Annotated in this window: 28 protein-coding genes and 1 riboswitch; of the genes, 27 read left to right on the top strand and 1 reads right to left on the bottom strand. The window is 47.6% G+C overall.

All coding sequences use genetic code 11. The features are described from left to right. Positions 1-30 precede the first annotated feature (30 nt). A complete protein-coding gene (locus PQG66_RS15380; protein WP_272038603.1) occupies positions 31-201 on the top strand; it encodes an aspartyl-phosphate phosphatase Spo0E family protein in 171 nt (56 codons plus the stop codon). An 88-nt stretch (positions 202-289) separates the two neighbouring features. Here PQG66_RS15380 and PQG66_RS15385 read toward each other — a convergent pair whose 3' ends face one another. After that, on the bottom strand, positions 290-751 hold the full coding sequence (locus tag PQG66_RS15385; RefSeq protein ID WP_272038604.1) for a hypothetical protein: 462 nt from the start codon (positions 749-751) through the stop codon (positions 290-292). A gap of 181 nt (positions 752-932) precedes the next feature. Between PQG66_RS15385 and PQG66_RS15390 the strand changes: the two genes are divergently transcribed. The 26 genes from PQG66_RS15390 to murA all read left to right on the top strand — a co-directional run bounded on the left by PQG66_RS15390 (position 933) and on the right by murA (position 26986). After that, on the top strand, positions 933-1403 hold the full coding sequence (locus tag PQG66_RS15390; RefSeq protein ID WP_272038605.1) for a GNAT family N-acetyltransferase: 471 nt from the start codon (positions 933-935) through the stop codon (positions 1401-1403). 135 nt (positions 1404-1538) lie between these two features. Then, a complete protein-coding gene (ychF, locus tag PQG66_RS15395) occupies positions 1539-2639 on the top strand; it encodes a redox-regulated ATPase YchF (RefSeq protein ID WP_216518906.1) in 1101 nt (366 codons plus the stop codon). A 676-nt stretch (positions 2640-3315) separates the two neighbouring features. Then, a complete protein-coding gene (prfA, locus tag PQG66_RS15400) occupies positions 3316-4383 on the top strand; it encodes a peptide chain release factor 1 (protein ID WP_272038606.1) in 1068 nt (355 codons plus the stop codon). Between the two features lie 24 nt (positions 4384-4407). After that, positions 4408-5277: a peptide chain release factor N(5)-glutamine methyltransferase gene (gene prmC / locus PQG66_RS15405; protein ID WP_272038741.1), complete on the top strand. Its 870-nt coding sequence runs from the start codon at positions 4408-4410 to the stop codon at positions 5275-5277. A 107-nt stretch (positions 5278-5384) separates the two neighbouring features. Further along, complete coding sequence (locus tag PQG66_RS15410; RefSeq protein WP_272038607.1) at positions 5385-6602, top strand: FtsW/RodA/SpoVE family cell cycle protein; 1218 nt, start codon at positions 5385-5387, stop codon at positions 6600-6602. Positions 6603-6862: 260 nt separating this feature from the next. Then, positions 6863-8107, top strand: coding sequence for an FtsW/RodA/SpoVE family cell cycle protein (locus PQG66_RS15415; RefSeq protein WP_272038608.1), 1245 nt, complete (start codon positions 6863-6865; stop codon positions 8105-8107). Between the two features lie 174 nt (positions 8108-8281). Continuing rightward, a complete protein-coding gene (spoIIR, locus tag PQG66_RS15420) occupies positions 8282-8941 on the top strand; it encodes a stage II sporulation protein R (RefSeq protein WP_272038609.1) in 660 nt (219 codons plus the stop codon). A 217-nt stretch (positions 8942-9158) separates the two neighbouring features. Next, complete coding sequence (locus tag PQG66_RS15425) at positions 9159-10394, top strand: L-threonylcarbamoyladenylate synthase (RefSeq protein WP_272038610.1); 1236 nt, start codon at positions 9159-9161, stop codon at positions 10392-10394. Positions 10395-10627: 233 nt separating this feature from the next. Continuing rightward, a complete protein-coding gene (locus PQG66_RS15430; RefSeq protein WP_272038611.1) occupies positions 10628-11188 on the top strand; it encodes a manganese efflux pump MntP in 561 nt (186 codons plus the stop codon). A 64-nt stretch (positions 11189-11252) separates the two neighbouring features. Then, the gene (locus PQG66_RS15435) at positions 11253-11825 is read left to right on the top strand and encodes a low molecular weight protein arginine phosphatase (RefSeq protein WP_272038612.1); all 573 of its coding nucleotides are present in this window, start codon (positions 11253-11255) and stop codon (positions 11823-11825) included. Between the two features lie 96 nt (positions 11826-11921). Then, positions 11922-12003, top strand: a riboswitch (ZMP/ZTP riboswitch). 143 nt (positions 12004-12146) lie between these two features. Further along, positions 12147-12740, top strand: coding sequence for a TIGR01440 family protein (locus PQG66_RS15440; RefSeq protein WP_272038613.1), 594 nt, complete (start codon positions 12147-12149; stop codon positions 12738-12740). A 218-nt stretch (positions 12741-12958) separates the two neighbouring features. Further along, entirely contained in the window at positions 12959-14206 is a 1248-nt protein-coding gene (glyA, locus tag PQG66_RS15445; RefSeq protein WP_272038614.1) for a serine hydroxymethyltransferase, read from the top strand. A gap of 440 nt (positions 14207-14646) precedes the next feature. Next, positions 14647-15276: a uracil phosphoribosyltransferase gene (gene upp / locus PQG66_RS15450; protein WP_272038615.1), complete on the top strand. Its 630-nt coding sequence runs from the start codon at positions 14647-14649 to the stop codon at positions 15274-15276. Between the two features lie 40 nt (positions 15277-15316). Beyond that, entirely contained in the window at positions 15317-16474 is a 1158-nt protein-coding gene (gene wecB / locus PQG66_RS15455; protein WP_272038616.1) for a non-hydrolyzing UDP-N-acetylglucosamine 2-epimerase, read from the top strand. A 187-nt stretch (positions 16475-16661) separates the two neighbouring features. Beyond that, positions 16662-16916: an AtpZ/AtpI family protein gene (locus PQG66_RS15460; protein ID WP_272038617.1), complete on the top strand. Its 255-nt coding sequence runs from the start codon at positions 16662-16664 to the stop codon at positions 16914-16916. Further along, positions 16906-17286: an ATP synthase subunit I gene (locus tag PQG66_RS15465; protein WP_272038618.1), complete on the top strand. Its 381-nt coding sequence runs from the start codon at positions 16906-16908 to the stop codon at positions 17284-17286. Before PQG66_RS15460 ends, PQG66_RS15465 begins: the two co-directional genes overlap by 11 nt. Positions 17287-17333: 47 nt before the next feature. Further along, entirely contained in the window at positions 17334-18152 is an 819-nt protein-coding gene (gene atpB, locus PQG66_RS15470) for a F0F1 ATP synthase subunit A (protein ID WP_272038619.1), read from the top strand. Between the two features lie 73 nt (positions 18153-18225). Beyond that, complete coding sequence (atpE, locus tag PQG66_RS15475; RefSeq protein ID WP_090922866.1) at positions 18226-18450, top strand: F0F1 ATP synthase subunit C; 225 nt, start codon at positions 18226-18228, stop codon at positions 18448-18450. A gap of 116 nt (positions 18451-18566) precedes the next feature. Further along, a complete protein-coding gene (atpF, locus tag PQG66_RS15480; RefSeq protein WP_272038620.1) occupies positions 18567-19055 on the top strand; it encodes a F0F1 ATP synthase subunit B in 489 nt (162 codons plus the stop codon). Further along, complete coding sequence (locus PQG66_RS15485; protein WP_272038621.1) at positions 19052-19600, top strand: F0F1 ATP synthase subunit delta; 549 nt, start codon at positions 19052-19054, stop codon at positions 19598-19600. Before atpF ends, PQG66_RS15485 begins: the two co-directional genes overlap by 4 nt. A 16-nt stretch (positions 19601-19616) precedes the next feature. Continuing rightward, positions 19617-21131, top strand: a complete 1515-nt coding sequence (gene atpA, locus PQG66_RS15490) for a F0F1 ATP synthase subunit alpha (RefSeq protein ID WP_272038622.1) — start codon at positions 19617-19619, stop codon at positions 21129-21131. Between the two features lie 197 nt (positions 21132-21328). Further along, complete coding sequence (atpG, locus tag PQG66_RS15495; protein ID WP_272038623.1) at positions 21329-22201, top strand: ATP synthase F1 subunit gamma; 873 nt, start codon at positions 21329-21331, stop codon at positions 22199-22201. Between the two features lie 95 nt (positions 22202-22296). Beyond that, positions 22297-23700, top strand: a complete 1404-nt coding sequence (atpD, locus tag PQG66_RS15500; protein WP_272038624.1) for a F0F1 ATP synthase subunit beta — start codon at positions 22297-22299, stop codon at positions 23698-23700. A gap of 63 nt (positions 23701-23763) precedes the next feature. Next, the gene (locus PQG66_RS15505) at positions 23764-24168 is read left to right on the top strand and encodes a F0F1 ATP synthase subunit epsilon (protein WP_272038625.1); all 405 of its coding nucleotides are present in this window, start codon (positions 23764-23766) and stop codon (positions 24166-24168) included. Positions 24169-24855: 687 nt separating this feature from the next. Then, on the top strand, positions 24856-25113 hold the full coding sequence (locus PQG66_RS15510; RefSeq protein WP_272038626.1) for a DUF1146 family protein: 258 nt from the start codon (positions 24856-24858) through the stop codon (positions 25111-25113). A gap of 526 nt (positions 25114-25639) precedes the next feature. Next, a complete protein-coding gene (gene murA / locus PQG66_RS15515) occupies positions 25640-26986 on the top strand; it encodes a UDP-N-acetylglucosamine 1-carboxyvinyltransferase (protein WP_272038742.1) in 1347 nt (448 codons plus the stop codon). Positions 26987-26992: the final 6 nt, after the last annotated feature.

Genomic DNA, 26992 nt, shown 5'->3' on the forward strand with positions numbered 1-26992 from the left:
TTCTAAAATGGTACAGCAGGGAGGGGTGTTATGAATCGTGACGAACTCAAACTGTGTATTGAGGAAGCGAGGGAGAAACTCCATCAATTAAAAACGGAGTACGGCGAGCTTGTTCACCCTAAGGTTATCCACCAGTCGATGGTACTCGATGAACTTATTAATCAGTACAATCATGTTAAAAGGTTGAAGCCGATGGAGTAATCCATCGACCTCGGGGCGAGAAACTTTGGCCGGTCGCTCGCCCTTATATTTTAACATAAGTAGATGTGTCAAAAGAGAATCATACAACCTACATACAGTTTTCCTTCACGATGACATTTTCGTTGGTTATAGTGATGTGAGAAGTGCCTGACAGCGATTCGGTATATCCACAAGCGGTTTTCGTATAGGCTTTGCCTTGGCTGTCCCTAAAGGTGACGTAAACAGAACCTTCACCTCTGATACTCAACTGCGGAGCAAATTTTAATGTTTGGCCGCGGGGTATATCCTTGTTCAACGTATAGAGCAAGCCTAACTCCTCTTTTTTGCCTGCTGAAGCTGTGTCTGTGAGTGAACTTTCACCGGTTAATGCGCCAGCTTGAATCTGGGTGATGTCATAATCTGATTGATTGTCAATGGTAATTCTAAGACTGCGGAAAGGATCGATGGCATTTAGAAAGCTCATCACAGCCAGGGTACCCAGCCCAAGGAACAGAACAAGAGCAATCGTTAGTTTTATTTTGAAAAGGGGACGACGGGGCCTGGTATACATGAGAGAACCGTCCTTTCTAACTTGAGTGGAATTCGCATAAAGGTATAAACGCAGAAATGCATGCAAAAGTTTGTGCAGTTGCATTTATTTTACAGTGCATATTCAACGAACAGGGTACAATACGGTGAGTCATCGCAACATTCACACCTAAGTTAGTACACCCAAATGAGGAGGAGACGACATGGAACTATCCCCAATGACTGTGGAGCAGTTTGCGAGTTTTCGCAGCCGCTCTATTGCAGATTTTGCACAGGAAAAAGTAGAAGCAGGCACGTGGGCGCCGGAGGAGGCGTTAGAACGGGCAGAGGAATCATATGAGCGTTATCTGCCGCAAGGCATAGAGACGCCAGGGGCATACGTCTACAATCTGGAGCATCCGTTGGACGGTATTGTCGGGTACATCTGGTTTAATGTTTCAGAGAATCGCCGGGGCAAGGAAGCCTTTTTGCTGGATATCGTAGTAGAAGAAGCATTTCGTGGAAAAGGTTATGGGACCGAAACGATGGAGGCGCTTGAACAGTGTGCGAGAAGTCTTGGGGCAGACCGCATTGGTCTGCATGTGTTTGGACATAATGTGCGGGCGAGCAGCTTATACCGCAAAATGGGTTATGAAGTGACAGACTTGACGATGTACAAAGAATTGCAAGATTAGCAGGAACCAGAGGTTTGCAGAATGGAATGACTGGGGATGAATCAGCGAAGTTCCTTGATGCCTTGGGGGTCTGTCATATATAATGGTTAGGATTATCCATACCGAACAAGTAATGAATGAGGAGTTGTCATATACATGGCTTTGAAAGCTGGGATCGTAGGTCTGCCGAACGTTGGTAAATCTACATTGTTTAACGCAATTACACAGGCAGGTGCCGAGTCCGCGAACTATCCGTTTTGTACGATTGACCCGAACGTGGGGATCGTTGAAGTACCGGATGAGCGTTTGGACAAATTGACAGAACTGGTTGAACCGAAAAAAACAGTACCAACGGCATTTGAATTCGTAGACATCGCAGGTCTGGTGCGCGGAGCTTCCAAAGGTGAAGGTCTGGGTAACAAGTTCCTTGCCCACATCCGTGAAGTAGATGCGATTGTACACGTGGTACGTTGCTTCGTCGATGAGAATATTACTCACGTAGATGGCAAAATCGATCCGATCAGCGATATTCAGACGATCAACCTGGAGTTGATTCTGGCCGATATCGAGAGTGTAGAGAAAAAAATCGAGCGCTCCAAGAAAAATATGAAGGGCGGCAACAAAACGGCTGCTCAAGAAGTGGAAGTATTGGAGAAAGTCAAAGCGGTTCTTTACGAAGACATGCCTGCACGTAGCATGGAGTTGTCGGACGAAGAGCGCTTGATCGTACGTGATCTGCACTTGCTCACGCTGAAGCCTGTTTTGTATGCTGCGAACGTAGCTGAGGACGAAATTGGTGATGTAGCAAACAACGCATATGTACAAAAAGTAAGAGAGTTCGCTGCTGCTGAAAACGCAGAAGTGGTGCCAATCAGTGCGAAAGTGGAGGAAGAAATCTCCGAGCTGGAAGGCGAAGATAAACAGATGTTCCTCGAAGAGCTGGGGATTCAGGAATCTGGTCTGAACTTGCTCATTAAAGCAGCTTACAAATTGCTCGGCCTGTACACATACTTTACAGCTGGTGTACAAGAAGTTCGTGCATGGACGATCCGCAAAGGAACAAAAGCGCCTGGCGCAGCGGGTGTCATTCACACGGACTTCGAACGTGGATTTATCCGTGCTGAGGTTGTTTCCTACGAAGACCTCGTAGCAGCAGGTTCCATGAACGGTGCCAAAGAGCGCGGTCAACTGCGCCTGGAAGGTAAGGAATACGTGGTGAATGACGGCGACGTGATGCACTTCCGTTTCAACGTGTAATAGAAAAATAAGTTGCAATCCAAATCGGACAGGGTTACTGCGGCACAAGGTGAAACCTTATAGATCACCAGATTGCTATCTGAACCGAAAAATCATTTTTTAGACTAGAACAGCACTGTTCTCTACTGTAGAGAATAGTGCTTTTTTGGTGTCCTATATGATCCGGGAGTAAAAGGATTACAGATGCGGAGATGACTATGACGACGTTTTCACTGGATTGTTTACTCGTGATGGATATAATAAAAGGAAAGAAGTACCCTTGAAGGAGGTGGCAACATTGGAGAAAAAGTTCCGAAAGGTTCGATATGATCCACTGCTTGCTAATATTTACTCCGTGAACTGTTGCTATTCAGAAGTATAAGAATATGCTATAATTAAGAGTCGTATACCCATGAATTTTATCGTTTCTAACCGATGAGATAAAACGTGGGTCTTCTAGATATAGCGATTTTTTATATTACTCTAAAAGTAAAGGATTTGATGACGTTGTAGCGAGTTTATACGTCGATCATATATAACACTGTGAATGACAGGCTGCGGTCAGGGGATTCAGGGAAGAATCCTGTGTATTGTAGAATTTAGAACTATAGATCGGTAGTACGAATGGTGCATGTGAAATTAGTATAAGTGGAAATGCACATGTGCATGAAAAAAATAAAACGTGAGGTGACTATACATGTTGGATAAATTGCAGGCGCTAGCCGATCGTTATGACAAGCTGAGCGAGCTTTTGTGTGACCCGGATGTAGCTAGCGATAACAAAAAGCTGCGTGAATATTCTAAGGAGCAATCCGATCTTCAGCCGACATATGATGCATATAATGAGTACAAACAAGTCAGCGAAGATCTGGAAGCGGCCAAGGAAATGCAGGGCGAGAAGCTGGACGATGAGATGCGTGAGATGGTGAAGATGGAGATCGAAGAGCTGTCTGCACGCCAGAAAGAACTGGATGAACGGATTCGTGTACTCATGCTTCCTAAGGACCCGAATGACGATAAAAACGTTATTGTTGAAATTCGCGGTGCGGCTGGTGGAGATGAAGCGGCATTGTTTGCAGCCGATCTGTATCGGATGTATACCCGTTATGCAGATGCACAGGGCTGGAAAGTGGAACTGATGGATGTGAATACGAATGACCTCGGTGGTTTTAAAGAGGTTGTGTTCATGATCAACGGACGCGGCGCGTACAGCAAAATGAAATACGAGAGTGGTGCACACCGCGTACAACGTATTCCGACAACGGAATCCGGCGGACGGATTCATACCTCCACTTCAACCGTTGCAGTGATGCCGGAGGCAGAAGATTTTGATATTGAAATTCACGATAAAGACATTCGTGTAGATACGTTCTGTTCCAGCGGTGCCGGTGGACAATCGGTTAACACGACGAAGTCAGCAGTACGGGTAACGCATATTCCAACGGGCATCGTAGCCACATGTCAGGATGGAAAATCTCAGAACTCCAACAAGGATAAGGCGTTGCAGGTTCTGCGCACACGTATCTTCGATATGAAACGTATGGAAGAAGAAGCGAAAATCTCTGTGGAACGTAAAAGCAAAGTGGGAACAGGTGACCGTAGTGAGCGGATTCGCACGTACAATTTCCCGCAAAGCCGTGTTACTGATCACCGCATTGGTCTTACGGTGCACAAGCTGGATCAGGTGATGAACGGAGAGATCGAAGATATTCTGTCTGCACTGACGATTGCGGAGCAGACGGAAATGATGGAAAGAGGAGAATAATCTGTGACGCGCGCGCAGTTTGTTATGACGCCGGAGCAGAGTTGCCGGGAAGCCTTCGTCGAGGCTTCCTCTTTTTTGGAGAAGTGTGGCGTGTACGAGCCGCATAACAATGCCCGGCTGCTGCTGGAGCATGTGCTGGGCGTCTATGGCGCCCAGTACTACATGATGCAGCCGGAGCCGTTCCCCAGCGAGCTGCGCAGCCGCTGGGAAGACGCCATCACGCGCAAGGCTGAGGGTGAGCCGGCGCAGTATATTATCGGTAGCCAGGAATTTTACGGGCTGCCGTTCGAGGTCACACCGGCCGTGTTGATCCCGCGGCCGGAGACGGAGCTGCTGGTCGAGGCTGTGCTGCGCGAAGCGGACCGCGTGTTTGTGGGCGGTGGCGACACAGTGCGCGCCGTCGATATTGGCACGGGCAGCGGTGCCATCGCGGTGACGATGGCTTCGCTTCGCCCGCAGTGGCAGGTGGCCGCCGGGGATCTCTCGGCGGATGCCCTGCAAGTGGCCGCGCGCAACGCGGCCGCGAACGGCGTACAGATCGACTTCCGTGAAGGCGATTTGCTGGCTCCGTTCGCTGGGGAACGGTTGGACATCCTGGTGTCCAACCCGCCTTACATCCCGGCGGACGATATCGCCGGGTTGCAGCAGGAGGTGCGCGATCATGAGCCGCGCCTCGCACTGGATGGCGGTCCGGACGGGCTTGCCCCGTACCGCATCATGCTAGAGCAGTTGAAGTTGCTGCCTGCGCCGCCGCAGATTATCGGATTCGAGCTGGGCATGGGTCAGGCTCGGGACGTGGCAGCGCTCTTGGAATCGGCGGGGTGTTGGCCGGAGATTATCATCGTTCCAGACCTCGCAGGCATCGAGCGACATGTTCTGGGGGTTCGAATCTAGACATGAGTGACAAAAATGTAAGGTAACTTCAGTTTCCTTTTTGCCGTAAAATGCTCTACAATGGGGTATGCCGAAGATTTTCTGAATGCTTGGGGGAACATAACTACATGCTGCATAAATTCAAAAAGATCGACTACTCCATCGTTTTTATTCTGGTGATTTTGATGGTCATCAGCCTTTTATCTATTTATAGCACCACGTTTGGTCGTCCGAAGCTGGAAGGACTAACACGAAGTGCAGTGATCTTTTATATTCTGGGCTTCATCGTTTTCTTCGGAATGTCGATGATCAACTACAAATTCATTATTAAAAACTATTTATATATCTACGGCGTAGGTATGCTGCTACTGCTTCTGGTCATGTTTATTGGTCAGGAATACTACGGTGCCAAAGGCTGGCTCTCGATCTTCGGAGTCAGTTTGCAGCCTGCCGAGCTGTTCAAGCTATGTTTGATTGTATTTCTTTCAGCGTTGCTTGCACGCAAGCGAAACAGGACCCTGTATTTCGGGCGGGATGTCATCCCGGTCTCCCTCTGTGTGCTGCCACCTCTACTGTTAGTATTACTCCAGAATGACTTGGGGAACGCACTAAGCTATGTGATTATCCTGCTTGGTCTGCTCTGGATCGGTAACATCAAGTTTGCTCATGCACTGATCGGTTTTGTCATTGCCGTGGCTGCATTTATCGGGGGCACCCAGGCATATATTCATTACCATGACGAGATCGTCAAGTTCCTAAATGACATAGGACGTTCACACTGGGCAGATCGTTTCGATCCTTGGCTTGTACCGGAGCAGACGTCCAGAGACGTACTGTGGCAGACCTATAATGCGAAGCTCGCTATCGGCTCTGGCGGAATCACGGGCAAGGGGTATTTGGAGGGCACGACGATCCAATCCAATCGTGTGCCGCTGGCGTATGCGGACTCGATCTTTGTGCAAATTGCAGAAGAATTCGGCTTTATTGGGGCGTCGATATTGCTCCTGTTGTACTTCATTCTGATCCACAGGCTCGTGCTCATTGCGCTGGAATGTAAAGACCGGGCAGGCCCGTACCTTATCGTAGGTATTATTGCGATGCTGCTGTACCAGATCTTTGTTAACATCGGTCCGTTTATTGGTTTGATGCCGCTGACAGGAATTACACTGCCTTTTATCAGTTCAGGAGGAACATCGCTTATACTGAACATGATTAGTATGGGCATTGTTATGAGCATCAAAGTACACACTGAAGAAAACGAAGATATTCTGGGGTCGGCAGAGCAACCGAGCATTACGGAACTGGTGATGAGGCTGTTCAGACGTAAACCTGTGCAGCAGGAGTAATCCTTACATTGAGGATGAATGCCTGTCACTTTTCAGTGAGACTTATATGCAAGTTCGTACCATAAATATATTGTTAAAACCATTCATAAAAACCTTGGGACTGATGTTTCCGGCACTGCCTGGAGAGATCGGTTCCAAGGTTTTTTTGTTTCATTCACATGAGCCATCCGGAATTCCATTCTCCCATTCACTGAGGTACAATGGAATTATTGATCATTATTGGGAAAAAGATGTGTGAACTAGGGGGATTTTCAAACATCATGTGGAGAACGGTAAAAAAGCTGGATGGTGTCATTCTTTTTGTGTTGTTGTTATTCATGATCATCAGTGCAGTTGCTATTTATAGTGGTACACGTGTTGATCCCAGCTTAACGAATCATCATGTCAAAACCATGTATTTCTATGTGGCTGGATTTATCGCTTTATTCGGAATTAGTTTGGTCAATTACAAGTTATATTTGAGATACGCGTTTCTCTTAAACGGCATCGGCATTGTTTTTCTAGTCTTAGCCAATGTACTTGGAAGTACGGTTAATAACGCAAATGGATGGCTGAAGATCACCGAGAGCATTTCGTTTCAACCTGCCGAACTCTTCAAAATGATTCTCATTTTGTTTCTTGCTCATTTAATAGTAAGGCGAAAGCGGGATGCGTTAGGGTTCTGGAGAGATGTTGTACCCATTGGATGCTGGACGTTTATCCCCTTCGCACTCGTGATGGCCCAGAATGACTTGGGGAATGCGCTGGGATATGTAGTGATTTTGGTGGCGGTTTTGTGGATCGGTAATATCAAAATGAAACATGCGTTAATCGGGCTAGTTATTATAGGTTCGGTCTTTGTTGGGTTTATCAAAGCATATACGTTCTACCATGATGAGGTGTTTACCTTTCTAGAAAAGATCAAACGTGAGCACTGGGCTGAACGGATCGATCCGTGGCTTGTTCCCGAAAAAGCAACAGCGAAAGCCATGTGGCATACCAAAAATGCAGGACTCGCCATCGGATCAGGTGGAATCATGGGCAAAGGATTTCTGGAAGGAACCTCAGTCCAAAGTGGACGTGTACCTTATACATACTCGGATTCAATCTTTGTCGTGGTTGCGGAGGAATTCGGTTTTGTAGGAGCATCACTATTACTTCTGTTATATTTTATCCTCATCCATCGGATGGTCCTGATTGCGCTGGGGTGCAAAGAACGGGCCGGGCCTATTATCATTGTAGGGATTATCGGTATGTTTCTCTATCAGGTGTTTGAAAATATAGGAGCATTCCTCGGTCTCATGCCACTGACGGGCATTACGCTACCATTTATCAGTTATGGCGGAACGTCTTTGCTAATTAACATGGCCTGTATTGGACTGGTGATGAGCATTAAACTCTATGGTGACGAGGACGAAGATGAACTGTTTCAAGAGGAGAATACGCCATCCCTCATGCAGCGGATTTGGAGTTTGATCAAAAAAGAGGATAGCACGGTGGTGCCAAAAGGAGACAGCTCGGTGTAGCTGTCTTCTTCTTTTGCTCTCATCTGAATGCCCTCTTTAACAAGCAGATGAATCGTTTCTACGAAAATTTAAATAGATTAGTGAATTTGCTAGGTTTACTTCTTCCTTGGCTGGGCATACTGATAGACATGAGAGAGTTGCATGCTGGATATCGGAGCCGAGGGGGAGAACGGGATGAACAGACGAATTGTAAAACAAATTGGACTTATTATCGCTTGTCTTATGATGATTATAATGATGTGGGAAGGTCAGAAAACCGATGCGGCGGTTGCTGCAGCAGTCATTCCGGAACAATCGATTCGTTTGCGGATTCTAGCAAATTCGGATGCGGCTGGAGATCAGCTTGTGAAACGAGAGATTCGGGATGCGGTCGTTGCACAGATGGGCGAGTGGGTCGGAGCGCTGGAGAATCCGCAAAGTCTGGAACAGGCGCGTCATGTTATTCGGGAGCATCTGTCTGAGATAGAAGATCGGGTAGGCGAGGAATTAAGTAAGCGTGGATTGAGCTATGATTATCAGGTGGAGCTGGGGACGGTTCCTTTTCCAACCAAGCTGTATGGGGGTACAGTGTATCCCGCGGGTGAATATGAAGCGGTGCGGATTACGCTGGGCGAAGGCAAGGGGCAGAACTGGTGGTGCGTATTGTTCCCGCCTCTGTGTTTCATTGATGCAAGTACAGGAGATGCACTGGCGAAGCCAGAGACCGCCTCTGCAACAACAGCGGGTGAGGTGGAGGTGAAAGCGACGGTGCAGGGAGAGACACCAGAAGCGAGATTCTTCCTGTGGGATGTGGTCGTGAAATTATGGGATTGGGTAACAAATTTGTTCGCATAACAAGGGTTTAATAACATTTAAAATTTAGGTATTAATAGCATATAGGTCAGAACAAGGGGAGTTTTCGTTGCAGATGTGCAGGAACTTCCCTTTATTGCTTGATGGAGGATATGCAGGGATTGGCATTGTGGCTGAATCAAACCTGAAACGTGACAGATATGGTATACTTATATGTACTGAATTTGAACCTACTTGAAGTTTAGGGATGATGATTAATATGAATAGAGATCAAAATGAGTTACCATATACCCCGTTAGGGGACAAGCATGACCGTGCAGCAACAGAGCAAGGCAAGCAGGAACTGCATACCGCTTATTGGGATGTCAGAACGCTGTTACATGAGCAGGATGAGGACGCGGATGCGCAAGAGATTTTCTCGGTTTCTGGTGTGAAAAAGGGGAGCGCCGACCACGAGACGGCGCTTGCTGACTTGCAGGCAGCCGCGGCCTGCCTTCGTCAAGGGAAGACGGTTGCCTTCCCGACCGAGACGGTCTACGGCCTCGGCGCAGATGCGCGCAGCACAGAAGCAGTCGAGGCGGTATTTGCCGCCAAAGGGCGGCCTTCCGACAATCCGCTGATTGTGCATATCGCGCACCGTGACCAGCTGCATGAGCTGGTCACTGAGGTGAACGAAACGGCCGAAGCGCTGATGACGGCCTTCTGGCCAGGGCCGCTAACGCTGGTCCTGCCGGTTAGGCCAGGGGCGGTGTCCCCGCGGGTCACCGCTGGTTTGGATACGGTGGCCGTGCGCATGCCGGATCACCCGGTGGCTCTGCCACTCATCGCCGCGGCGGCATGCCCGGTGGCTGCACCGAGCGCGAACCGCTCCGGGCGGCCTAGCCCGACTCTCGCCGCACATGTGCGGGAGGATCTGGATGGCCGCATCGGCGGCATTGTGGACGGAGGCCCCACCGGGGTGGGCGTCGAGTCCACAGTGGTGCAGGCCGGTGACGACGGTACCGTCACCATCCTGCGCCCTGGCGGCATCACGGCGGAACAGCTGTCCGCCGTGGCCGACCGTGTCGCCACGGACCCGGCGCTTCTCGCCGAAGGGTCCGGGGGCGACAGCTCTAGCCCGGCGCCGCGCTCGCCGGGCATGAAGTACACGCACTACGCACCCGCAGGGGCGCTGTGCGTGGTGGAGGGGCCGCCCGCAGCGGTGGCGGCCTGGACCCGCGCCGCCCTGGCGGAGGCGGCGCAGCGCGGAGAGCGCACCGCGGTGCTGGCGTTCGCCGAGCACGCGGAGCAGTACCGCGCCGATGCCGTATTCTCGCTGGGGGACGCCAGCGAGTTGCAAGAAGCTGCGCGCAGGCTGTACGCCGCGCTGCGCAGCTGCGATGAGCAGGGCGCCACATATATTGTGGCGGAAGCCTGCTCACGCGAAGGGCTGGGAGCAGCCGTCATGAACCGGCTGCTCAAAGCGGCAGGCAACCAACTCATTCACGTTGGTTGAACCGCCCTCATCGCTCCTGACCACAGGAACAGGAGCACCGACTCCCTTTCCACAGCAAGCGTAACGTGTGTTCACAAGCTATAGGTTCCATACACCTGGCGAGCCTTGATCTGTTTTTTCTCAACGCAGTACTTCATCGACACGCATAACTCCTGTTTCCCTGCAACGGTCATGTTTAGGTTCTTGTCCGCATATCTTGTACAAGAACCTTTATGCGACTTGGGGGAATGAGGATGTGGGATGTATCTGCCCATGTAGGGCAGTTGGTGACCATTCTGATTATGGCGGTTGCGCTCGGACTGGATGCGTTCTCGCTGGGTATTGGCATTGGCATGAAGGGGATACGGCTGCGAGATGTGTTGAAAATTAGTACGGTCACAGCGTTATTTCATGTGATTATGCCGCTTGCCGGGATGTACACGGGCAAGTATGTCAGCTCCTTGCTGGGTGACATTACGAATTATGCGGCAGGTGGTTTACTCGTACTGCTGGGCGGCCACATGATTCTGAACGCGTTCCGTGAAGGGGAGACGAAGCTGGTGGATCATCGATCCATACTGGGCATTATTTTATTTTCGCTCAGTGTCAGTATAGATTCCTTCTCCGTCGGCGTATCACTCGGCATGTTTAGCAGCGATCTGGTCCTGACCATCCTGGCTTTTGGTATCTGTGGTGGACTGATGTCGATCATGGGCCTGCTTCTCGGACGCCGGGTGAGCCAGAATCTGGGGGATTATGGTGAGGCTGTAGGCGGGGCAATCTTGCTTGCCTTTGGACTTTTGTTTATATTTTAAAATAATATGTGTGAACGATAGGATTAGGCATATCACATCATGATCGAATGGGGAGGCTGACACATTGAAACATATTTTATTTGTATGTACAGGCAATACGTGCCGCAGCCCCATGGCAGAGGGGCTTTTGCGAAAACTTGCATCTGAACGTGGCATTCAGGTGAATGTCCGTTCAGCAGGTGTGGCTGCAATGTCGGGAATGCCGATATCACACCATGCTGAAGCAGTTTTGAAAGATCATAGTGCACAAGGACCGTCCCACTCGACAGAGCTCAGTGCAGAATTGATTGAATGGGCGGATCTCATTCTAACGTTAACGCGGAGTCATAAGCAGCATGTGATGCAGGTGTTTCCAGATTCGATTCAGAAGACATATACACTGAAAGAATATGCGGAGAATGATGCACAAGTGCTTCAAGACTTGGAGGAATTGGACAGCCTGTTCGCTACACTTGAGATGAAACGGGCACTGGGACAAGAAATCTTGGCGTCTGAGCGGGAGCGTGTGATCGAGATTAGGCAGCGTATCCCAAGCTTTGACATCTCCGATCCGTTTGGCGGTAGCCGGGATGATTACAATATTGTCGCGGCAGAGATTCGAACAGCATTGTCCAAACTACTGGATAAGCTTGAATAATTCTGCTGTGTAGAGATAAAATGTCGAAACGGAACATCGAATGTAAATTAACCGTTGATTTTAAAGTGGGGTTGATTTATGATGGAGGGGAAAACAGGGATCCGGTGTAACTGGCGACGAAGTGGGCATAACCACAGTGGAGCACCGGAACAAACGGCCGGTCGCCTGGGCAAAAGAGCAATTCTGCGATACCCGCAGACTGCTCTTTTTTTCGTCTTTCATCTGAAGTTTCGCTATAATAGTACCTGAAATGCCATGCAGTGTATGCGTAGAGTAGACCATCACGAGATCAAGGGCATGATTTTATCGGGAGGCGATAGGATGACTATTGAGTTGGATTCGGAACAAACCGGATTGCAGCAACAGACTGCATTGATCCTGCGCGAACTGGCGGTTGCCGGTAAGCTTGGCTCTGGGCACGTTGTGGTTATTGGCACGAGTACAAGCGAGGTGGCAGGCCAGCGTATCGGAACAAGTGGTGCTGTCGATGTGGCAGAGCAGTTACTCGCAGGTATTCGCGAGGTACAGGCAGAGTTTGGTTTCGATACCGTATTCCAGTGCTGTGAACATCTGAACCGAGCGCTTGTGATGGAACGTGCATTGCTTGATCGGCTTGGACTGACAGAGGTTGGTGCTGTACCTGTGCCGAAGGCGGGGGGTTCTATGGCATCAACAGCCTATCGTTCATTGTCCGATCCATGTCTAGCTGAACATATTCAGGCTCATGCGGGACTGGATATCGGGGAGACCATGATTGGTATGCATCTTCGCCATGTTGCAGTTCCCTTCCGGACATCGCTTCGTTACATTGGTGAGGCTCGTGTTACAGCAGCGCTTACGCGGCCGAAGCTGATTGGCGGCGAGCGAGCGGTCTATCGAATGGAGGAACAACCCGATTCGACCTTTTGTGACTAACGTATAAAGTGAAATGATGTTTACACGTAAACGAAGAGTGCAACACCGATCTGGAGAAGCGGAGCGTTCACGTTTATCACCGAATTTCCCCTTTTGTCAAAGGGATTCAAAGAAATTTGGGGATAACAGTGATCGTAAGATGGTGATGCAATTGAAGTCAGGAGTGTAACCTGAAGGCTCGCTTTATAACTTCATTATAATTTAGGAGGAATTTAATCATGGAACAATTGCGCAAACAAGACCCTGCAGTACTGGAGGCAATGAATCTTGAACTGAAGCGTCAACAGAACAACATCGAATTGATCGCATCCGAGAACATCGTAAGCGAAGCGGTAATTGAAGCCCTGGGCTCCGTTCTGACGAACAAGTATGCTGAAGGTTATCCGGGCAAACGTTACTATGGTGGTTGTGAGCATGTAGATATCGTTGAAGATATCGCACGTGATCGTGCAAAAGAACTGTTTGGCGCAGAGCATGCTAACGTGCAGCCGCACTCTGGTGCACAAGCGAATATGGCTGTTTACCTGGCAGCGTTGAAACCTGGTGATACGGTACTGGGAATGAACCTGGCACACGGTGGCCACTTGACGCATGGTAGCCCGGTTAACGCTTCTGGTTTGCTGTATAACTTCGTTGCATATGGCGTTCAAGAAGATACATTCCTCATTGATTATGATGAAGTTCGCAAAGCTGCATTTAAGCACCGCCCTCGTTTGATCGTAGCAGGTGCAAGTGCATACCCACGTACCATTGATTTTGAAAAGCTCGCTTCCATCGCTAATGATGTTGGTGCGCTGTTTATGGTAGATATGGCCCATATCGCAGGGCTTGTTGCTGCTGGATTGCATCCTAACCCTGTGCCACATGCGCACTTCGTAACGACAACTACACATAAAACGCTGCGCGGACCACGTGGCGGTATGATCCTGTGCCGCAAATCCTGGGCAGCTGCGATAGATAAAGCGGTATTCCCTGGTTCCCAAGGTGGACCTTTGATGAACGTGATCGCTTCGAAAGCTGTAGCATTTGGTGAAGCATTGCAACCTTCATTCAAAACGTATGCTCAGAACGTTGTGAAAAACGCACAAGTGCTGGCTGAAACATTGATCGCTGAAGGATTGAACATCGTATCTGGTGGTACAGACAACCACTTGATGCTGATCGACACACGCAGTGTAAATATCACGGGTAAGGAAGCTGAGCATGTGCTCGATTCCATCGGGATTACTGTGAACAAAAACGCAATTCCGTTTGATCCAACGAGTCCATTTATCACAAGTGGTATCCGTATTGGTACACCTGCGGCAACATCTCGCGGTATGGATGAGAAAGCAATGGTATCGATCGGTAAGATCATTGCCAAGACACTTAAAAATCCGAAGGATACAGCAACACTTGATCAGGCACGTGCAGAAGTAACTGCTCTGACTGACCAATACCCACTGTATAATGACCTTAAATACTAATACTACTTAAAAATATTGCTCGTGCTGTTTGATTTTGAGATGTTCATTTTTTGTGAACACGCAGACGGAGCAAACCGATAAGATCTGAAGAAGCGAAGCGTTCGCCTTTATCACCGGAATTCCACCATTTAATTAATGGATCAGAGAATTCTGGGGATAACAGCGATCGGAAGGTCATTCGGTTTGTGGAGTACCTTTAGTGTTCACGCGTATTTTGAGCATTCAACTCACACAACAGCACGAGCAAACAGGACCGGAAGAATTATTTTCCGGTCCTGTTTTTTGTAGGAATTGCGATTCATTGATCAATAGGTATCCTTTGATGGTGTAATTCAGTGTGGGTGATGATATAATATACAGGATTTATCGAGCCTGTGAATGATGGCTAGGTATATTTGGAAATGCTTAACTCATGAAGAACTTACCGGAGGGACAAATTAATGGGAAAATTAGTAATATGTGATCACCCCCTGATTCAACACAAACTGACGTTTATACGCGATGTGCGTACAAATACGAAGGATTTTCGTGAATTGGTAGATGAAGTAGCTACATTGATGGCTTACGAGATTACAAGAGATGTTGAACTGGAGTCAATCGATGTACAGACTCCTGTCGCAGCGACACAAGGTAAAGTGATTTCTGGCCGTATGCTCGGACTGGTGCCGATTCTACGTGCAGGACTCGGTATGCTGGATGGCGTTGTTAAACTTCTGCCAGCGGCAAAAGTAGGACACGTTGGTTTGTTCCGTGACCCGGAAACAATGCTACCGGTTGAGTACTATACCAAGTTGCCTACAGACGTGACTGAACGACAGCTGATTGTGATTGATCCGATGCTCGCAACAGGTGGATCGGCGATCGCAGCTATTGACGTGCTCAAAAAACGCGGTTGTAACCAGATCAAAATGATGAACCTTGTTGCTGCACCCGAAGGTGTTAAAGCGGTACAGGAGGCTCATCCGGATGTGGATATCTATGTGGCTGCATTAGACGATCGTTTGGACGATCATGGATATATCGTGCCAGGACTTGGCGATGCAGGAGACCGTCTGTACGGAACGAAATAAAGCATACTTTGATGCGTATTAGAAAAGGGGCTTGGCTTGAATGTCTAACAAAATTAAGGTGATGACCATATTCGGAGTACGTCCGGAAGCCATCAAAATGGCGCCGCTTATTCTCGAATTGCAGAAACATCCCGAGTCAATTGAGTCAATTGTTTGCGTAACTGCGCAGCATCGTCAGATGCTGGATCAAGTTCTTGAAGTTTTCGACATCCATCCTGACTATGATCTGGATGTGATGAAGGATCGTCAGACATTAAACGAGATTACCATTCGTGTTCTCGGCGGTCTGGAGCCGGTTTTACGCGAAGCTAAGCCGGATATTGTACTCGTCCATGGAGATACTTTGACTACATTTGTAGCCAGCTATGCCGCATTCTTGCAGCAAATTCAAGTGGGGCATGTGGAAGCGGGTCTGCGTACGTGGAACAAGCTTTCACCGTATCCGGAAGAGATGAACCGCCAATTGACTGGCGTACTGGCTGATTTGCATTTTGCACCGACGGAGTGGTCTTCCTCCAACCTTGCCAAGGAAAATAAACCGGAGTCTAGTACCTATGTCACAGGCAACACGGTAACAGATGTGTTTCAATATACAGTACGGGAGGATTACAGGCACCCGGTGCTAGATTGGGCACAAGGCAAACGTCTGGTGCTGATGACGGCACATCGCCGCGAATCGCAAGGCGAGCCTCACCGCAACATTTTCCAGGCCGTCAAACGAATCGCTGACGAATTCGAAGATATTGCCATCGTGTACCCGGTGCACCCTAGTCCTGCAGTGAAAGAGCCGGCTCACGCGATTTTGGGGAACCATCCCCGTATTCAGTTAATTGATCCGCTAGACGTAGTGGATTTGCATAACTTTTACCCGCACACTCACTTGATTCTGACTGATTCGGGCGGTTTGCAGGAAGAAGCTCCTTCATTTGGCGTGCCTGTCCTTGTATTGCGCGATACAACAGAACGTCCGGAAGGCATTGAAGCTGGTACGCTTGAGTTGGTAGGGACGGAAGAGGAACGTGTTTATGAACGGACGAGAGCGCTGCTTACCGATGAAACACTGTATGCAAGTATGAGTCAGGCTGCTAATCCATACGGTGATGGACATGCATCAGAAAGAATTGTCAATGCGATTTTGCACCATTTCGGCGTAAATAGCGAACGTCCGGAAGCATTTCACAGAAAGTTCAAAAAATAATTCACATTTTTTGACGGATTTACTGAGGGGATAGCATACAGTTAAACTGTACGGTTTACGCGGGTTTATGGGCTTTATTTAGCAGTAAACCCGTCGTAATACCCTTTGAATTAGCTGGAATCAATCAATTGACAAAGGCTCTCATCATTCAGTAAAATTAACTGGGATTGCAAGGGTGGCGAGGAAAATGGCCGATTCGAACAAACCAAATTCATCCCGTAACCATGATGATAAGTTATGGAAAGCAATGGGGCTCGTGACAGCTTTTGGGATCGAGATTGCCTTGCTCGCTGTTGCCGGATATTACGCTGGCTCGTGGTTGGATCAAACCATTGGAGGCAACGGAATATGGATCGCCGTAAGCGTTCTCTTTTTTATTGCGGCAGGTGGGGTAAGCATTTACTTTATTGCTAAAAAATTCATGGGGGAAAATGATGAGTGAACTAGCCAGATATCGCAGATGGATGACCGTTTCCGTCATGTATGTACTCATGATATGTTTTCTAACGGCTGCGTTTGCACCTCGTTTAGAGACGATTGCTTTGGGACTGGCTCTGGGTGTGATTATCAGTTTGATTAACGCATATTACCTAGGCTACAAAGTAAGGAAGATGTCCGATGATGCGGCAGAAGGGAATCTGAAGCGTGTTAACCTGGGATTTTTGACAAGAGCGGCACTCGCTGTGCTCGGTATCTACGTATCGATGCGCTTTCCGCAGTATTTCAATACATATGCGGTTGCAGGCGGTCTGGCCATTGCGCAATTTTCCTTATTGATTATAGGGATCATCATGTCCCGCAAAGAAGAATGATGTTGAGTGTGGCAGCTTTCAGGTAGAGAAAGGGGTGAGAAAAAATTATGCATGAAGCTCCAGTGATTATGCTTGGTGGATTCCATCTGGACTTGTCCGTACTGTTGATGTTGATTATAACCAGCGCCATTGTCTTCATTTTTGCCATCATCGCTACACGGAACCTGTCAGTGGATAATCCGGGAAAGCTGCAAAACTTTATGGAGTGGGCCGTTGAGTTCGTTCGTAATCTGATATCCAGTACAATGGATATGAAGAAAGGCAAACACTTTATTTCTCTCGCGCTTACGATGATTTTGTTCATCTTCGTAGGAAATATGCTTGGACTTCCGTTCCAGGCAGTTACTGATGTTAAGGATATCAATGAAGCAACCGTTTTCGGAAAACCGATTGTTACAGCGGTTGAGGCTTATGAAGAAGCTCACGCTAAGGATCCGGAAGCACATCCGCACATCGAGTTGGCTTGGTTTAAATCACCTACAGCTGACTTGTCCGTAACGATGGGACTGGCTCTCATTGCCTTCCTTGTAGCACACGGACTTGGACTGTTCAAGAACACTAGAGGTTACTTGAAGCACTATGTGCAGCCATACGCGTTGTTCCTTCCGATTAACCTGATCGAGACCGCGTCTAAACTGCTCACGCACGGCATGCGTTTGTTTGCGAATATTTTTGCGGGTGAGGTGCTGATTGCAACAATCCTCAAACTGACCAGCTTTAAAGTGCTGGGTGCTATTTTCGCAATACCACTGCTTGCAGTGTGGCAAGGCTTTAGTATCTTTATCGGTGGGATTCAAGCTTTCGTGTTCGTCATTTTGATGATGGTGTACATCTCACAGACTGTCGAAACACACGAAGAACATTAAGTTTTAGACCTGCGGGGATTTCTCCATCAGGCTGAACATAAAATTGATTTATAATTTTAAGGAGGATATACAAATGGGAGCAATGGCATTAATCGCAGCAGCAATTGTTGCAGGATTGGGCGCTTTCGGCGCAGGTATTGGTAACGGTATGGTAATCAGCAAAACAGTGGAAGGAATCGCGCGTCAACCAGAAGCGAAATCCACACTGCAAACAACAATGTTTATTGGGGTAGGTTTGATCGAGGTATTGCCGATTATCGGTGTGGTACTCGCGTTCATGTTCTACGGTGCTGCTTAAGACACAACACAGTACGGCGGGGAAGGCTGGAGCCCTCCGCGCCTTCTTTTTAGCTAGGAACTTGTCCTGTAAGGGATAACGTTTTTATAGGATACCTCCAGGAAGGAGTGAACAGATTGAGTTTCTTATGGGAAAATACGCTACTTGCGATTATCGCATTTGCAATTTTATATTGGCTGCTTAGCCGCTACGCTTTCGGTCCATTGTTCTCCATTATGGAAAAGCGTCGTGAACTCGTGATGAGTCAGATGAATGAGGCTGCTCAGACTCGGGAACAGGCGATTGCTTATGTGGAGGAGCAAAAACAGGCTCTGGAACAAGCGCGCAAAGAAGCTCACGACATTATCGAGCAGTCCAGACAAACGGGTGGCAAGCAGGCTGAATCCATTCTGGCTGATGCCAAGGCTGAAGCAACTCGTCTCAAAGACGACGCAGTACGTGAAATCGAAAGTGAGAAGAACAAAGCGGTTGCTGCTCTTCGCAACGAACTGGGTACTGCTTCCGTTCAGATTGCTTCCAGATTGATCAAAAAAGAAGTTGAGAACGGTCCAGCACAAGAGGAACTTGTGAACCAATACCTCAATGAGGTAGGAGGCCGACAATGAGCCGCGATACGATTGTTGCCAAGCGTTATGCAAAAGCATTGTTCGAAGTTGCTCTTCAGCAGCAGCAAGTGCTCGAAGTTGAACAGGAACTACGTGCTGTTGTCAGCGGATTGACTGGAGATCAAGAGATTATCAAATTTATTGTTTCTCCGAACATCTCTGATGAAGCCAAACGGAATGTGCTTCATGCAAGCCTTGAGGGCAAAGTGTCCGAACCTGTTCTTCGCACGGTTTTGCTTCTGATTGAGCGTGGCCGCGTGGAATTGTTGCATGACTTGTTGAGTGATTATGTGAAAATCGAAGGGGATTCCCTTGGAATCGCAGATGCTCGCGTATACTCGACGTATGCATTAAGTGAAGAAGAGAAAGAAGCGGTATCCCGTGAATTCGGTGGCCGTGTGAATAAAAAGATTCGTATCGAGAACATTGTTGATCCTGCACTGCTGGGCGGATTGAAAGTCGCCATTGGCGATACGATCTATGACGGCAGCTTGGCTGGCAAGCTCGAACGTCTTGAGCAGTCTTTTAACAGACGAGTACAGTAGATTGGGGTGAGGACACTTGAGTATCAAACCAGAAGAAATCAGTACGTTAATTAAGAGTCAGATTGAACAATATAAGACTGATATCGATGTAGTCGAAGTTGGTACAGTTATTGAGGTTGGTGACGGGATCGCCCGTGTATACGGACTCGAGAATGTCATGTCCAACGAGTTGGTTGAGTTCCCAAGCGGTGTAATGGGCCTCGCCATGAACGTGGAAGAAAGCAACGTGGGTGTCGTTATCCTGGGGCCTTACTCGGATATCCGTGAAGGCGACCAAGTAAAACGTACAGGTCAGATCATGCAAGTGCCTGTTGGCGAAGCATTGATTGGACGCGTTGTGAACCCGCTCGGTATTCCAGTCGATGGCAAAGGGCCAATCGCTACAACGGAATTCCGTCCGGTTGAAGGTAGAGCACCAGGCGTTATGGATCGTAAATCGGTTCATGAGCCAATGCAAACAGGGATCAAAGCGATTGATGCGATGGTTCCAATCGGTCGCGGACAACGTGAGTTGATCATCGGTGACCGTCAAACAGGTAAGACATCGATTGCAATTGATGCGATCCTGAACCAAAAAGGCAGCGGCATGAAATGTATCTATGTGGCTATTGGTCAGAAACAGTCCACTGTTGCTCAGGTTGTAGAAACGTTGCGCCGCAGAGGTGCAATGGAATATACAATCGTTGTAACAGCATCGGCTTCCGATCCGTCACCATTGTTGTACATTGCTCCGTATTCCGGTTGCTCTATGGGTGAGTACTTCATGTACAAAGGCGAGCACGTGCTGGTAGTATATGATGACTTAACGAAACAAGCAGCTGCATACCGTGAGTTGTCCTTGCTGCTTCGTCGTCCTCCGGGTCGTGAAGCTTATCCGGGTGACGTATTCTACTTGCACTCCCGTTTGCTAGAGCGTGCTGCGAAGTTGAATGATGAACTTGGTGGTGGTTCTTTAACCGCTCTGCCATTCATTGAAACACAGGCTTCTGACGTATCTGCATACATTCCGACCAACGTAATCTCTATTACAGACGGTCAAATCTTCTTGGAGTCCGACCTCTTTAACGCCGGACAACGCCCAGCGATCAACGTAGGTATCTCGGTATCTCGTGTCGGTGGTTCTGCACAGATCAAAGCGATGAAAAAGGTTGCAGGTTCCCTGCGTCTCGACCTCGCTCAATATCGTGAGTTGCAGGCCTTCTCTCAATTCGGTTCCGATTTGGATAAATCCACTCAGGCCCGCTTGAACCGTGGTGCTCGTATGATGGAAATCCTGAAGCAAGGTGTAAACCAGCCACTGCCTGTAGAACAACAGGTTGTCAGCTTGTACACTGCAGTTAAAGGGTACTTGGATGAAATTCCAACAGGTGATGTAACTCGTTTTGAGCGTGAGTTCCTTGCGTTCATGGAGAGCAATCATGAGGAAATCCTCGGATCCATCCGTGATACTAAAGAATTGACAGCAGACAATGAAAATGCACTCAAAGATGCAATCGAGAAGTTCAGAAAGAGCTTCGCTGTCTCTGTCTAAATAGATGAATGCAGCTGCGGAGTTGTTTAACCGATTCCGCATGTCTGCATGTGTAACTTTTAAGTTAAGGCTTACGAAATAGTTTTGACTTTGTCAAAACCGGAGTGGGTGCTTACGAAGTAACTTTGGCTACGCCAAAGTAGGAATATGCTTACGAAGTAGTTTTGACCCTGTCAAAACTTTAAGGTGGTGAAATCATGGCAAAAGGCATGCGCGAAATTAAGCGGCAAATTAAAAGCGTACAGAGCACAAAGCAGATCACCAAAGCAATGGAGATGGTTGCTGCTGCAAAACTGCGTAAAGCGCAGGAAAAAGCAGAGGCTGCCCGTCCTTATTCAGAGAAGCTGAAAGAAGTTGTGGCAAGCATTGCATCAAGCACGCAGGGTATTCAGCACCCTATGCTGGACAGCCGTCCGGTGAAAAAGACAGCATATCTGATCATTACGTCAGATCGTGGTCTTGCGGGTGGATACAATGCGAACATTTTGCGTCAAGTGAATATGACACTAAAAGAGCGTCACAACTCTCAAGACGACTATGAACTGTTCGTTATCGGACGTAAAGGACGCGACTATTTCAGACGGCGTGAAATTGCTATGGCTTCAACGATAACTGATCTGTCGGATTCACCTACATTCGCAGATATCAAATCTATCGCTCACGAAGCGGTTCGTGGATTTGAAATGGCTGAATTTGATGAATTGTACATCTGTTATAACCGCTTTGTAAATGCGTTGACCCAGATTCCAACGGTAGAAAAACTTCTTCCTATGGAAACACCGGAGTTATCTGCTGCGGAAGGACCAACTGCTAGCTACGAGTATGAACCGTCAGCTGAAGCTGTGCTGGAAGTTTTGCTTCCGCGTTATGCGGAAACATTAATCTACGGCGCATTGCTGAACGGTAAAGCGAGTGAGCTGGGTGCAAAAATGACGGCAATGGGCAATGCAACCAAAAATGCATCTAAACTCATTAACGATCTGTCATTGACTTATAACCGTGCCCGTCAAGCAGCGATTACGCAGGAGATTACAGAAATTGTAGCAGGTGCCAACGCAGCACAAAGCTAACCGTTTTTTATTTAATGAAGGCTTGCACTGCAAAAATGAACGAACGGAATTTTATTTTTGCCAAAGTAGCAGGCTTGTAGGAGGGGAACGTTAAGATGAACAAAGGACGCGTTGTGAGCATCATGGGTCCGGTTGTTGACGTCGAGTTTGAACGCGGCGGTCTGCCGGAAATCCTCAATGCCATTACGATCACTACAGCAACCGAAAGCGGCGTTAGTGTAAATCTTACACTCGAAGCTTCGAAACATCTGGGTGACAACCGGGTACGTTGTATCGCGATGTCCTCCACGGACGGTCTCGTACGTGGTATGGAAGCAGTAGATACTGGAGCTCCAATCTCTGTACCTGTTGGTGAAGCGACATTGGGTCGTGTATTTAACGTACTCGGCGAGGCAATTGATACTGGCGGTACAGTAGCAGCTGAACATAAAAATCCGATTCACCGCTCTGCTCCTGCATTCGATGAACTGACTACCCAAGCAGAAATGCTTGAAACAGGTATCAAAGTTATCGACTTGCTGGCTCCTTACGCAAAAGGTGGTAAAATCGGTCTGTTCGGTGGTGCCGGTGTAGGTAAAACGGTGACCATTCAGGAACTGATCAATAACATCGCGCAAGAGCATGGCGGTATCTCCGTATTTGCCGGTGTTGGTGAGCGTACACGTGAAGGTAACGACTTGTATCACGAGATGAGTGATTCCGGCGTTATCAACAAAACAGCAATGGTCTTCGGACAAATGAACGAGCCTCCAGGCGCACGTCTTCGTGTAGCCCTCACAGGTCTAACCATGGCGGAATATTTCCGTGATGAAGAAGGCCGTGACGTGTTGCTCTTTATCGATAATATCTTCCGTTTCACCCAAGCAGGTTCAGAAGTATCTGCCTTGCTTGGACGTATGCCTTCCGCGGTAGGTTACCAGCCTACGCTGGCAACAGAAATGGGTCAATTGCAAGAGCGTATCACTTCAACGAAAAAAGGATCCGTTACATCCATCCAGGCGATCTACGTACCTGCGGATGACTATACTGACCCTGCTCCTGCAACAACGTTTGCTCACTTGGATGCAACAACGAACTTGGAGCGTAAAATCTCCGAGATGGGTATCTACCCAGCGGTAGATCCGCTCGCATCCAGCTCACGTATTCTTGCTCCAGAAGTTGTAGGAGAGGAACACTACACTGTAGCTCAAGGCGTTAAACGTATCTTGGCTCGTTACAACGAACTTCAAGATATCATTGCGATCCTGGGTATGGATGAACTTAGCGAAGAAGACAGAGCGCTCGTTTATCGTGCGCGTAAAATTCAACGTTTCTTGTCCCAGCCTTTCCACGTAGCTGAAGCATTTAACGGTATTCCGGGTAAATACGTTCCGGTTAAAGAAACGGTGCGCAGCTTTAAAGAGATTCTCGAAGGCAAGCATGACGATCTGCCGGAAGCAGCATTCCTCTTCGTGGGTACGATTGAAGAGGCAGTGGAGAAAGCTAAAACACTGGTATAATCTGAGTCCAGGATTGTCCTTATGAAGCGAGCTATCCTTCGGATAGTTTCAGGAGGGATGGAATTGAGCACCTTTTTGTTGGAAATTGTAACACCAGAGCGTCTTGTCTATTCACAGCAAGTGGATAGTATCAGTGTTCGTGGTGTTGAAGGGGAACTGGGGATTCTCCCTGGTCATATCCCGATGGTTACACCTTTACAGATTGCACCGATCGTTATCAAAAACGGAAAAGAGAGCAAGCAGGTCGCTATCGGCGGCGGTTTTATCGAAGTCCGCAAAGATAAGGTTGTTGTACTCGCAGAGAGTGCCGAATTTCCGGAAAACATTGATGTGGATCGTGCGCGCGCGGCCAAAGAGCGGGCGGAACGCCGGCTTGCCAGCCAAAGCAACCAGGACCACTTTGATCACCGCCGTGCAGAGATTGCTTTGCAAAAAGCGGTTAACCGGATTAACGTATACGGCAAATAAAGTGTTTTACGGAGCCCGGTGGCTTAGTCTGCCGGGTTCTTTTAATCGTTTTTATAGGGTTATGCATCATAGAACCAAAAGCGCTTGTGAATGAATCTCTATTGTAAGGATTGAAAGACACAGTAAACGCAAGAATAAATCATAGTTATAATTAAATTTTATAAAATGAATCTCTGAAATGGAACATTAGAGGGTCACCTCTTTATATAGTATGAGATTTCATTTCATTGAAGGCACCTTTACATGATGAGATGAATACGTTATAGGACCTAAGCATTATAGGCGTATAACTCTGATAGAACCAATTTTATAAAGGGGAATTTGAATTATTTCCGAGGAAATGACAGAGTTGATATCTTTATTACGCTCTTTGATGTCGTTTTAGTCACAAACTCATAGCTAATAAAAATTAAAATATTTTCAAAGTGGAAATCTATGTAATTGACAAGATATGCTGAAACAGCCTATATTCCTTAGAGTTGGCAAAAGAAAAACGTAGATGTGCTAGTTATTGATCACTATAATGCATTGATGGTCTGTTGCCTCTCGTTTAATGACAACCATTGCTTCGAAGGTAAGAATAGGACCGAAAGCCAATCTTGCGTGATCCAAGTTTACTAACAAGTTATGAGTATGAGGCATATGATATGCTGATCACTGCAACAAATGAGTTGGAGGTAAGAAGATATGGGTAATGATCTGGCGAATCAGGTAAATCAGGCATTAAGCGCTAATAGCCTGATCTCAATGGTTGTCTCGCTTTTATGTATAGCCATATCGTGGTGGGCATTGCAGAATCTGAAGTTAGATTTGGTGATCAGACAGCCTAGAGGTGCTCAAGGAAGATTGCTTCATTTGTTGCTTGCTATTATTTTAGGGCATGCGGTGGCTGGCTTTGTTCTTGATTATTTATCCTGGACTCAAATGTTGAGGAATTTGTTTTGATTTCGAGATGGTTGGTTAATCATCTTTGAGGTTCCTCATGCTACTCCTTGTCGAATAACATCGATTAATTGTGTTAACAATTAGAGTATGAGTTGTCGGCCCGAAGAAGTAAGAAAGAAATGTGAACTTTGACTGAACGAATTGAAAATGTTTTGTGTAAAAAAATGCTTGTAACGTACAATTCAACAGTGTTATGATGGAAGTTAGGGAATTCACAATTTTTCACTTATTTTGTAGGTTATAAAGGGGATACCCGGTCAATACCGGCTAAAAATCATCCCAATTGGTCTGTTCTGATGCTATGGTGGTATGTATGATGTTTTTTACAAGCCATGAAGCAGGACGTACAGTACACATGGTATCATCAATTTGAATTATACAAACCAATTCTTTTCTGAACAGACATCTGAGCATATCGTGCCAGAATATGTCGAAATTCCACACACAGCAACAGTCCTTTCTAGCATAGTGGGGCTTACGTATTCCGGAATGAGGAAAAGGGAATAAAAGCGCGGAGGGAACCATGATGAGCAAATTTATCGTCCGCGGTGGCAAAAGATTGACCGGAAGTGTCAAAGTTAGCGGCGCTAAAAATTCTGTTCTTCCGATCATCGCTGCCTCTCTCTTAGGGGAAGAAGGACAAAGCGTTATTATTGACGCACCTCCTCTAGACGATGTGATGACGATTAACAAAGTGTTGGAATCGCTGGGAGCGGGAGTTACATACCGGGACGAAGTGATTACCGTAAATGCGGAGAATCTAACTTCCTGTGAAGCCCCGTATGAATGGGTTAGTAAAATGCGGGCGTCTTTTCTAGTCATGGGGCCTTTGTTGACACGTCTGGGTCAAACGAGAATCTCACTGCCTGGTGGATGCGCTATCGGTACAAGACCGATTGACCAGCACCTTAAAGGTTTTGAAGCCATGGGAGCCAAGATTAACTTGGGTCAAGGTTATATCGAAGCACGCAGCGAAGGACGATTACGCGGTGCAAAAATTTATCTGGATGTGGCTTCCGTAGGTGCCACTCAAAATATTATGATGGCTGCAACTTTAGCTGAAGGTGTAACCGTGTTGGAAAATGCAGCGAAAGAACCTGAGATCGTGGATTTGGCTAACTTCCTGAACGGAATGGGAGCAAAAGTTCGCGGTGCAGGTACAGGCGTCATTCGTATTGAGGGTGTAGAGAAGCTCTCAGGTGTCAAACATACCGTGATTCCAGATCGGATTGAAGCGGGTACGTATATGGCTGCGGCTGCAATCTCAGGCGGGGACGTCTACATTGAAGGAGCAATTTCAGATCATTTGGGCTCCGTTATTGCGAAGCTGGAAGAAATGGGTGTAACTATTCAGCCTGATGAGAATGGTGTACGTGTTATTGCGGATCGACCACTCAAAGCTGTGGATGTCAAAACATTACCATACCCAGGATTCCCTACAGATATGCAATCTCAGATGATGGCTTTGTTGCTTGCATCGGAAGGAACCAGTGTTGTGACGGAGACGGTTTTTGAGAACCGTTTCATGCATGTTGATGAATTCCAACTGATGAATGCAGAAATCAAAGTTGAAGGACGTTCGTCCATCATTACGGGCAATGCACAGCTGAAGGGTGCCAAAGTGACGGCTACAGATCTTCGCGCAGGAGCCGCTCTAATCATTGCTGGCTTGGTCGCTGAAGGTACAACAGAAGTTGGCGGTGTGCATCACATCGACCGTGGTTATGTACATTTGGCAGAGAAGCTCAATGGTCTTGGAGCAGATATCTATCGCATTTCCGTTGATGAGCCTAAGCTGGATGCAGTTAAAGCACCTAGTGAAAAGGTTGAGGAAGAAGCTCCTATGTTCAAAGTACAGCCAACTTGGGTGTAAAGGACA

The sequence above is a fragment of the Paenibacillus sp. JJ-100 genome (assembly GCF_948329825.1).
GTDB lineage: Bacteria > Bacillota > Bacilli > Paenibacillales > Paenibacillaceae > Paenibacillus.

What these genes read in the sequence shown, in the direction of transcription:
- atpE (WP_090922866.1), top strand. Translation starts at nt 18,226, where the DNA reads ATGGGAGCAATGGCATTAATCGCAGCAGCAATTGTTGCAGGATTGGGC.
- atpB (WP_272038619.1), top strand. Translation starts at nt 17,334, where the DNA reads ATGCATGAAGCTCCAGTGATTATGCTTGGTGGATTCCATCTGGACTTG.
- PQG66_RS15460 (WP_272038617.1), top strand. Translation starts at nt 16,662, where the DNA reads ATGGCCGATTCGAACAAACCAAATTCATCCCGTAACCATGATGATAAG.
- atpG (WP_272038623.1), top strand. Translation starts at nt 21,329, where the DNA reads ATGGCAAAAGGCATGCGCGAAATTAAGCGGCAAATTAAAAGCGTACAG.
- glyA (WP_272038614.1), top strand. Translation starts at nt 12,959, where the DNA reads ATGGAACAATTGCGCAAACAAGACCCTGCAGTACTGGAGGCAATGAAT.
- PQG66_RS15380 (WP_272038603.1), top strand. Translation starts at nt 31, where the DNA reads ATGAATCGTGACGAACTCAAACTGTGTATTGAGGAAGCGAGGGAGAAA.
- prmC (WP_272038741.1), top strand. Translation starts at nt 4,408, where the DNA reads ATGACGCCGGAGCAGAGTTGCCGGGAAGCCTTCGTCGAGGCTTCCTCT.
- murA (WP_272038742.1), top strand. Translation starts at nt 25,640, where the DNA reads ATGAGCAAATTTATCGTCCGCGGTGGCAAAAGATTGACCGGAAGTGTC.
- PQG66_RS15390 (WP_272038605.1), top strand. Translation starts at nt 933, where the DNA reads ATGGAACTATCCCCAATGACTGTGGAGCAGTTTGCGAGTTTTCGCAGC.
- PQG66_RS15415 (WP_272038608.1), top strand. Translation starts at nt 6,863, where the DNA reads ATGTGGAGAACGGTAAAAAAGCTGGATGGTGTCATTCTTTTTGTGTTG.
- PQG66_RS15440 (WP_272038613.1), top strand. Translation starts at nt 12,147, where the DNA reads ATGACTATTGAGTTGGATTCGGAACAAACCGGATTGCAGCAACAGACT.
- PQG66_RS15425 (WP_272038610.1), top strand. Translation starts at nt 9,159, where the DNA reads ATGAATAGAGATCAAAATGAGTTACCATATACCCCGTTAGGGGACAAG.
- spoIIR (WP_272038609.1), top strand. Translation starts at nt 8,282, where the DNA reads ATGAACAGACGAATTGTAAAACAAATTGGACTTATTATCGCTTGTCTT.
- PQG66_RS15465 (WP_272038618.1), top strand. Translation starts at nt 16,906, where the DNA reads ATGATGAGTGAACTAGCCAGATATCGCAGATGGATGACCGTTTCCGTC.
- PQG66_RS15385 (WP_272038604.1), bottom strand. Translation starts at nt 751, where the DNA reads ATGTATACCAGGCCCCGTCGTCCCCTTTTCAAAATAAAACTAACGATT.
- PQG66_RS15485 (WP_272038621.1), top strand. Translation starts at nt 19,052, where the DNA reads ATGAGCCGCGATACGATTGTTGCCAAGCGTTATGCAAAAGCATTGTTC.
- PQG66_RS15510 (WP_272038626.1), top strand. Translation starts at nt 24,856, where the DNA reads ATGGGTAATGATCTGGCGAATCAGGTAAATCAGGCATTAAGCGCTAAT.
- prfA (WP_272038606.1), top strand. Translation starts at nt 3,316, where the DNA reads ATGTTGGATAAATTGCAGGCGCTAGCCGATCGTTATGACAAGCTGAGC.
- ychF (WP_216518906.1), top strand. Translation starts at nt 1,539, where the DNA reads ATGGCTTTGAAAGCTGGGATCGTAGGTCTGCCGAACGTTGGTAAATCT.
- upp (WP_272038615.1), top strand. Translation starts at nt 14,647, where the DNA reads ATGGGAAAATTAGTAATATGTGATCACCCCCTGATTCAACACAAACTG.
- wecB (WP_272038616.1), top strand. Translation starts at nt 15,317, where the DNA reads ATGTCTAACAAAATTAAGGTGATGACCATATTCGGAGTACGTCCGGAA.
- PQG66_RS15410 (WP_272038607.1), top strand. Translation starts at nt 5,385, where the DNA reads ATGCTGCATAAATTCAAAAAGATCGACTACTCCATCGTTTTTATTCTG.
- atpD (WP_272038624.1), top strand. Translation starts at nt 22,297, where the DNA reads ATGAACAAAGGACGCGTTGTGAGCATCATGGGTCCGGTTGTTGACGTC.
- PQG66_RS15430 (WP_272038611.1), top strand. Translation starts at nt 10,628, where the DNA reads ATGTGGGATGTATCTGCCCATGTAGGGCAGTTGGTGACCATTCTGATT.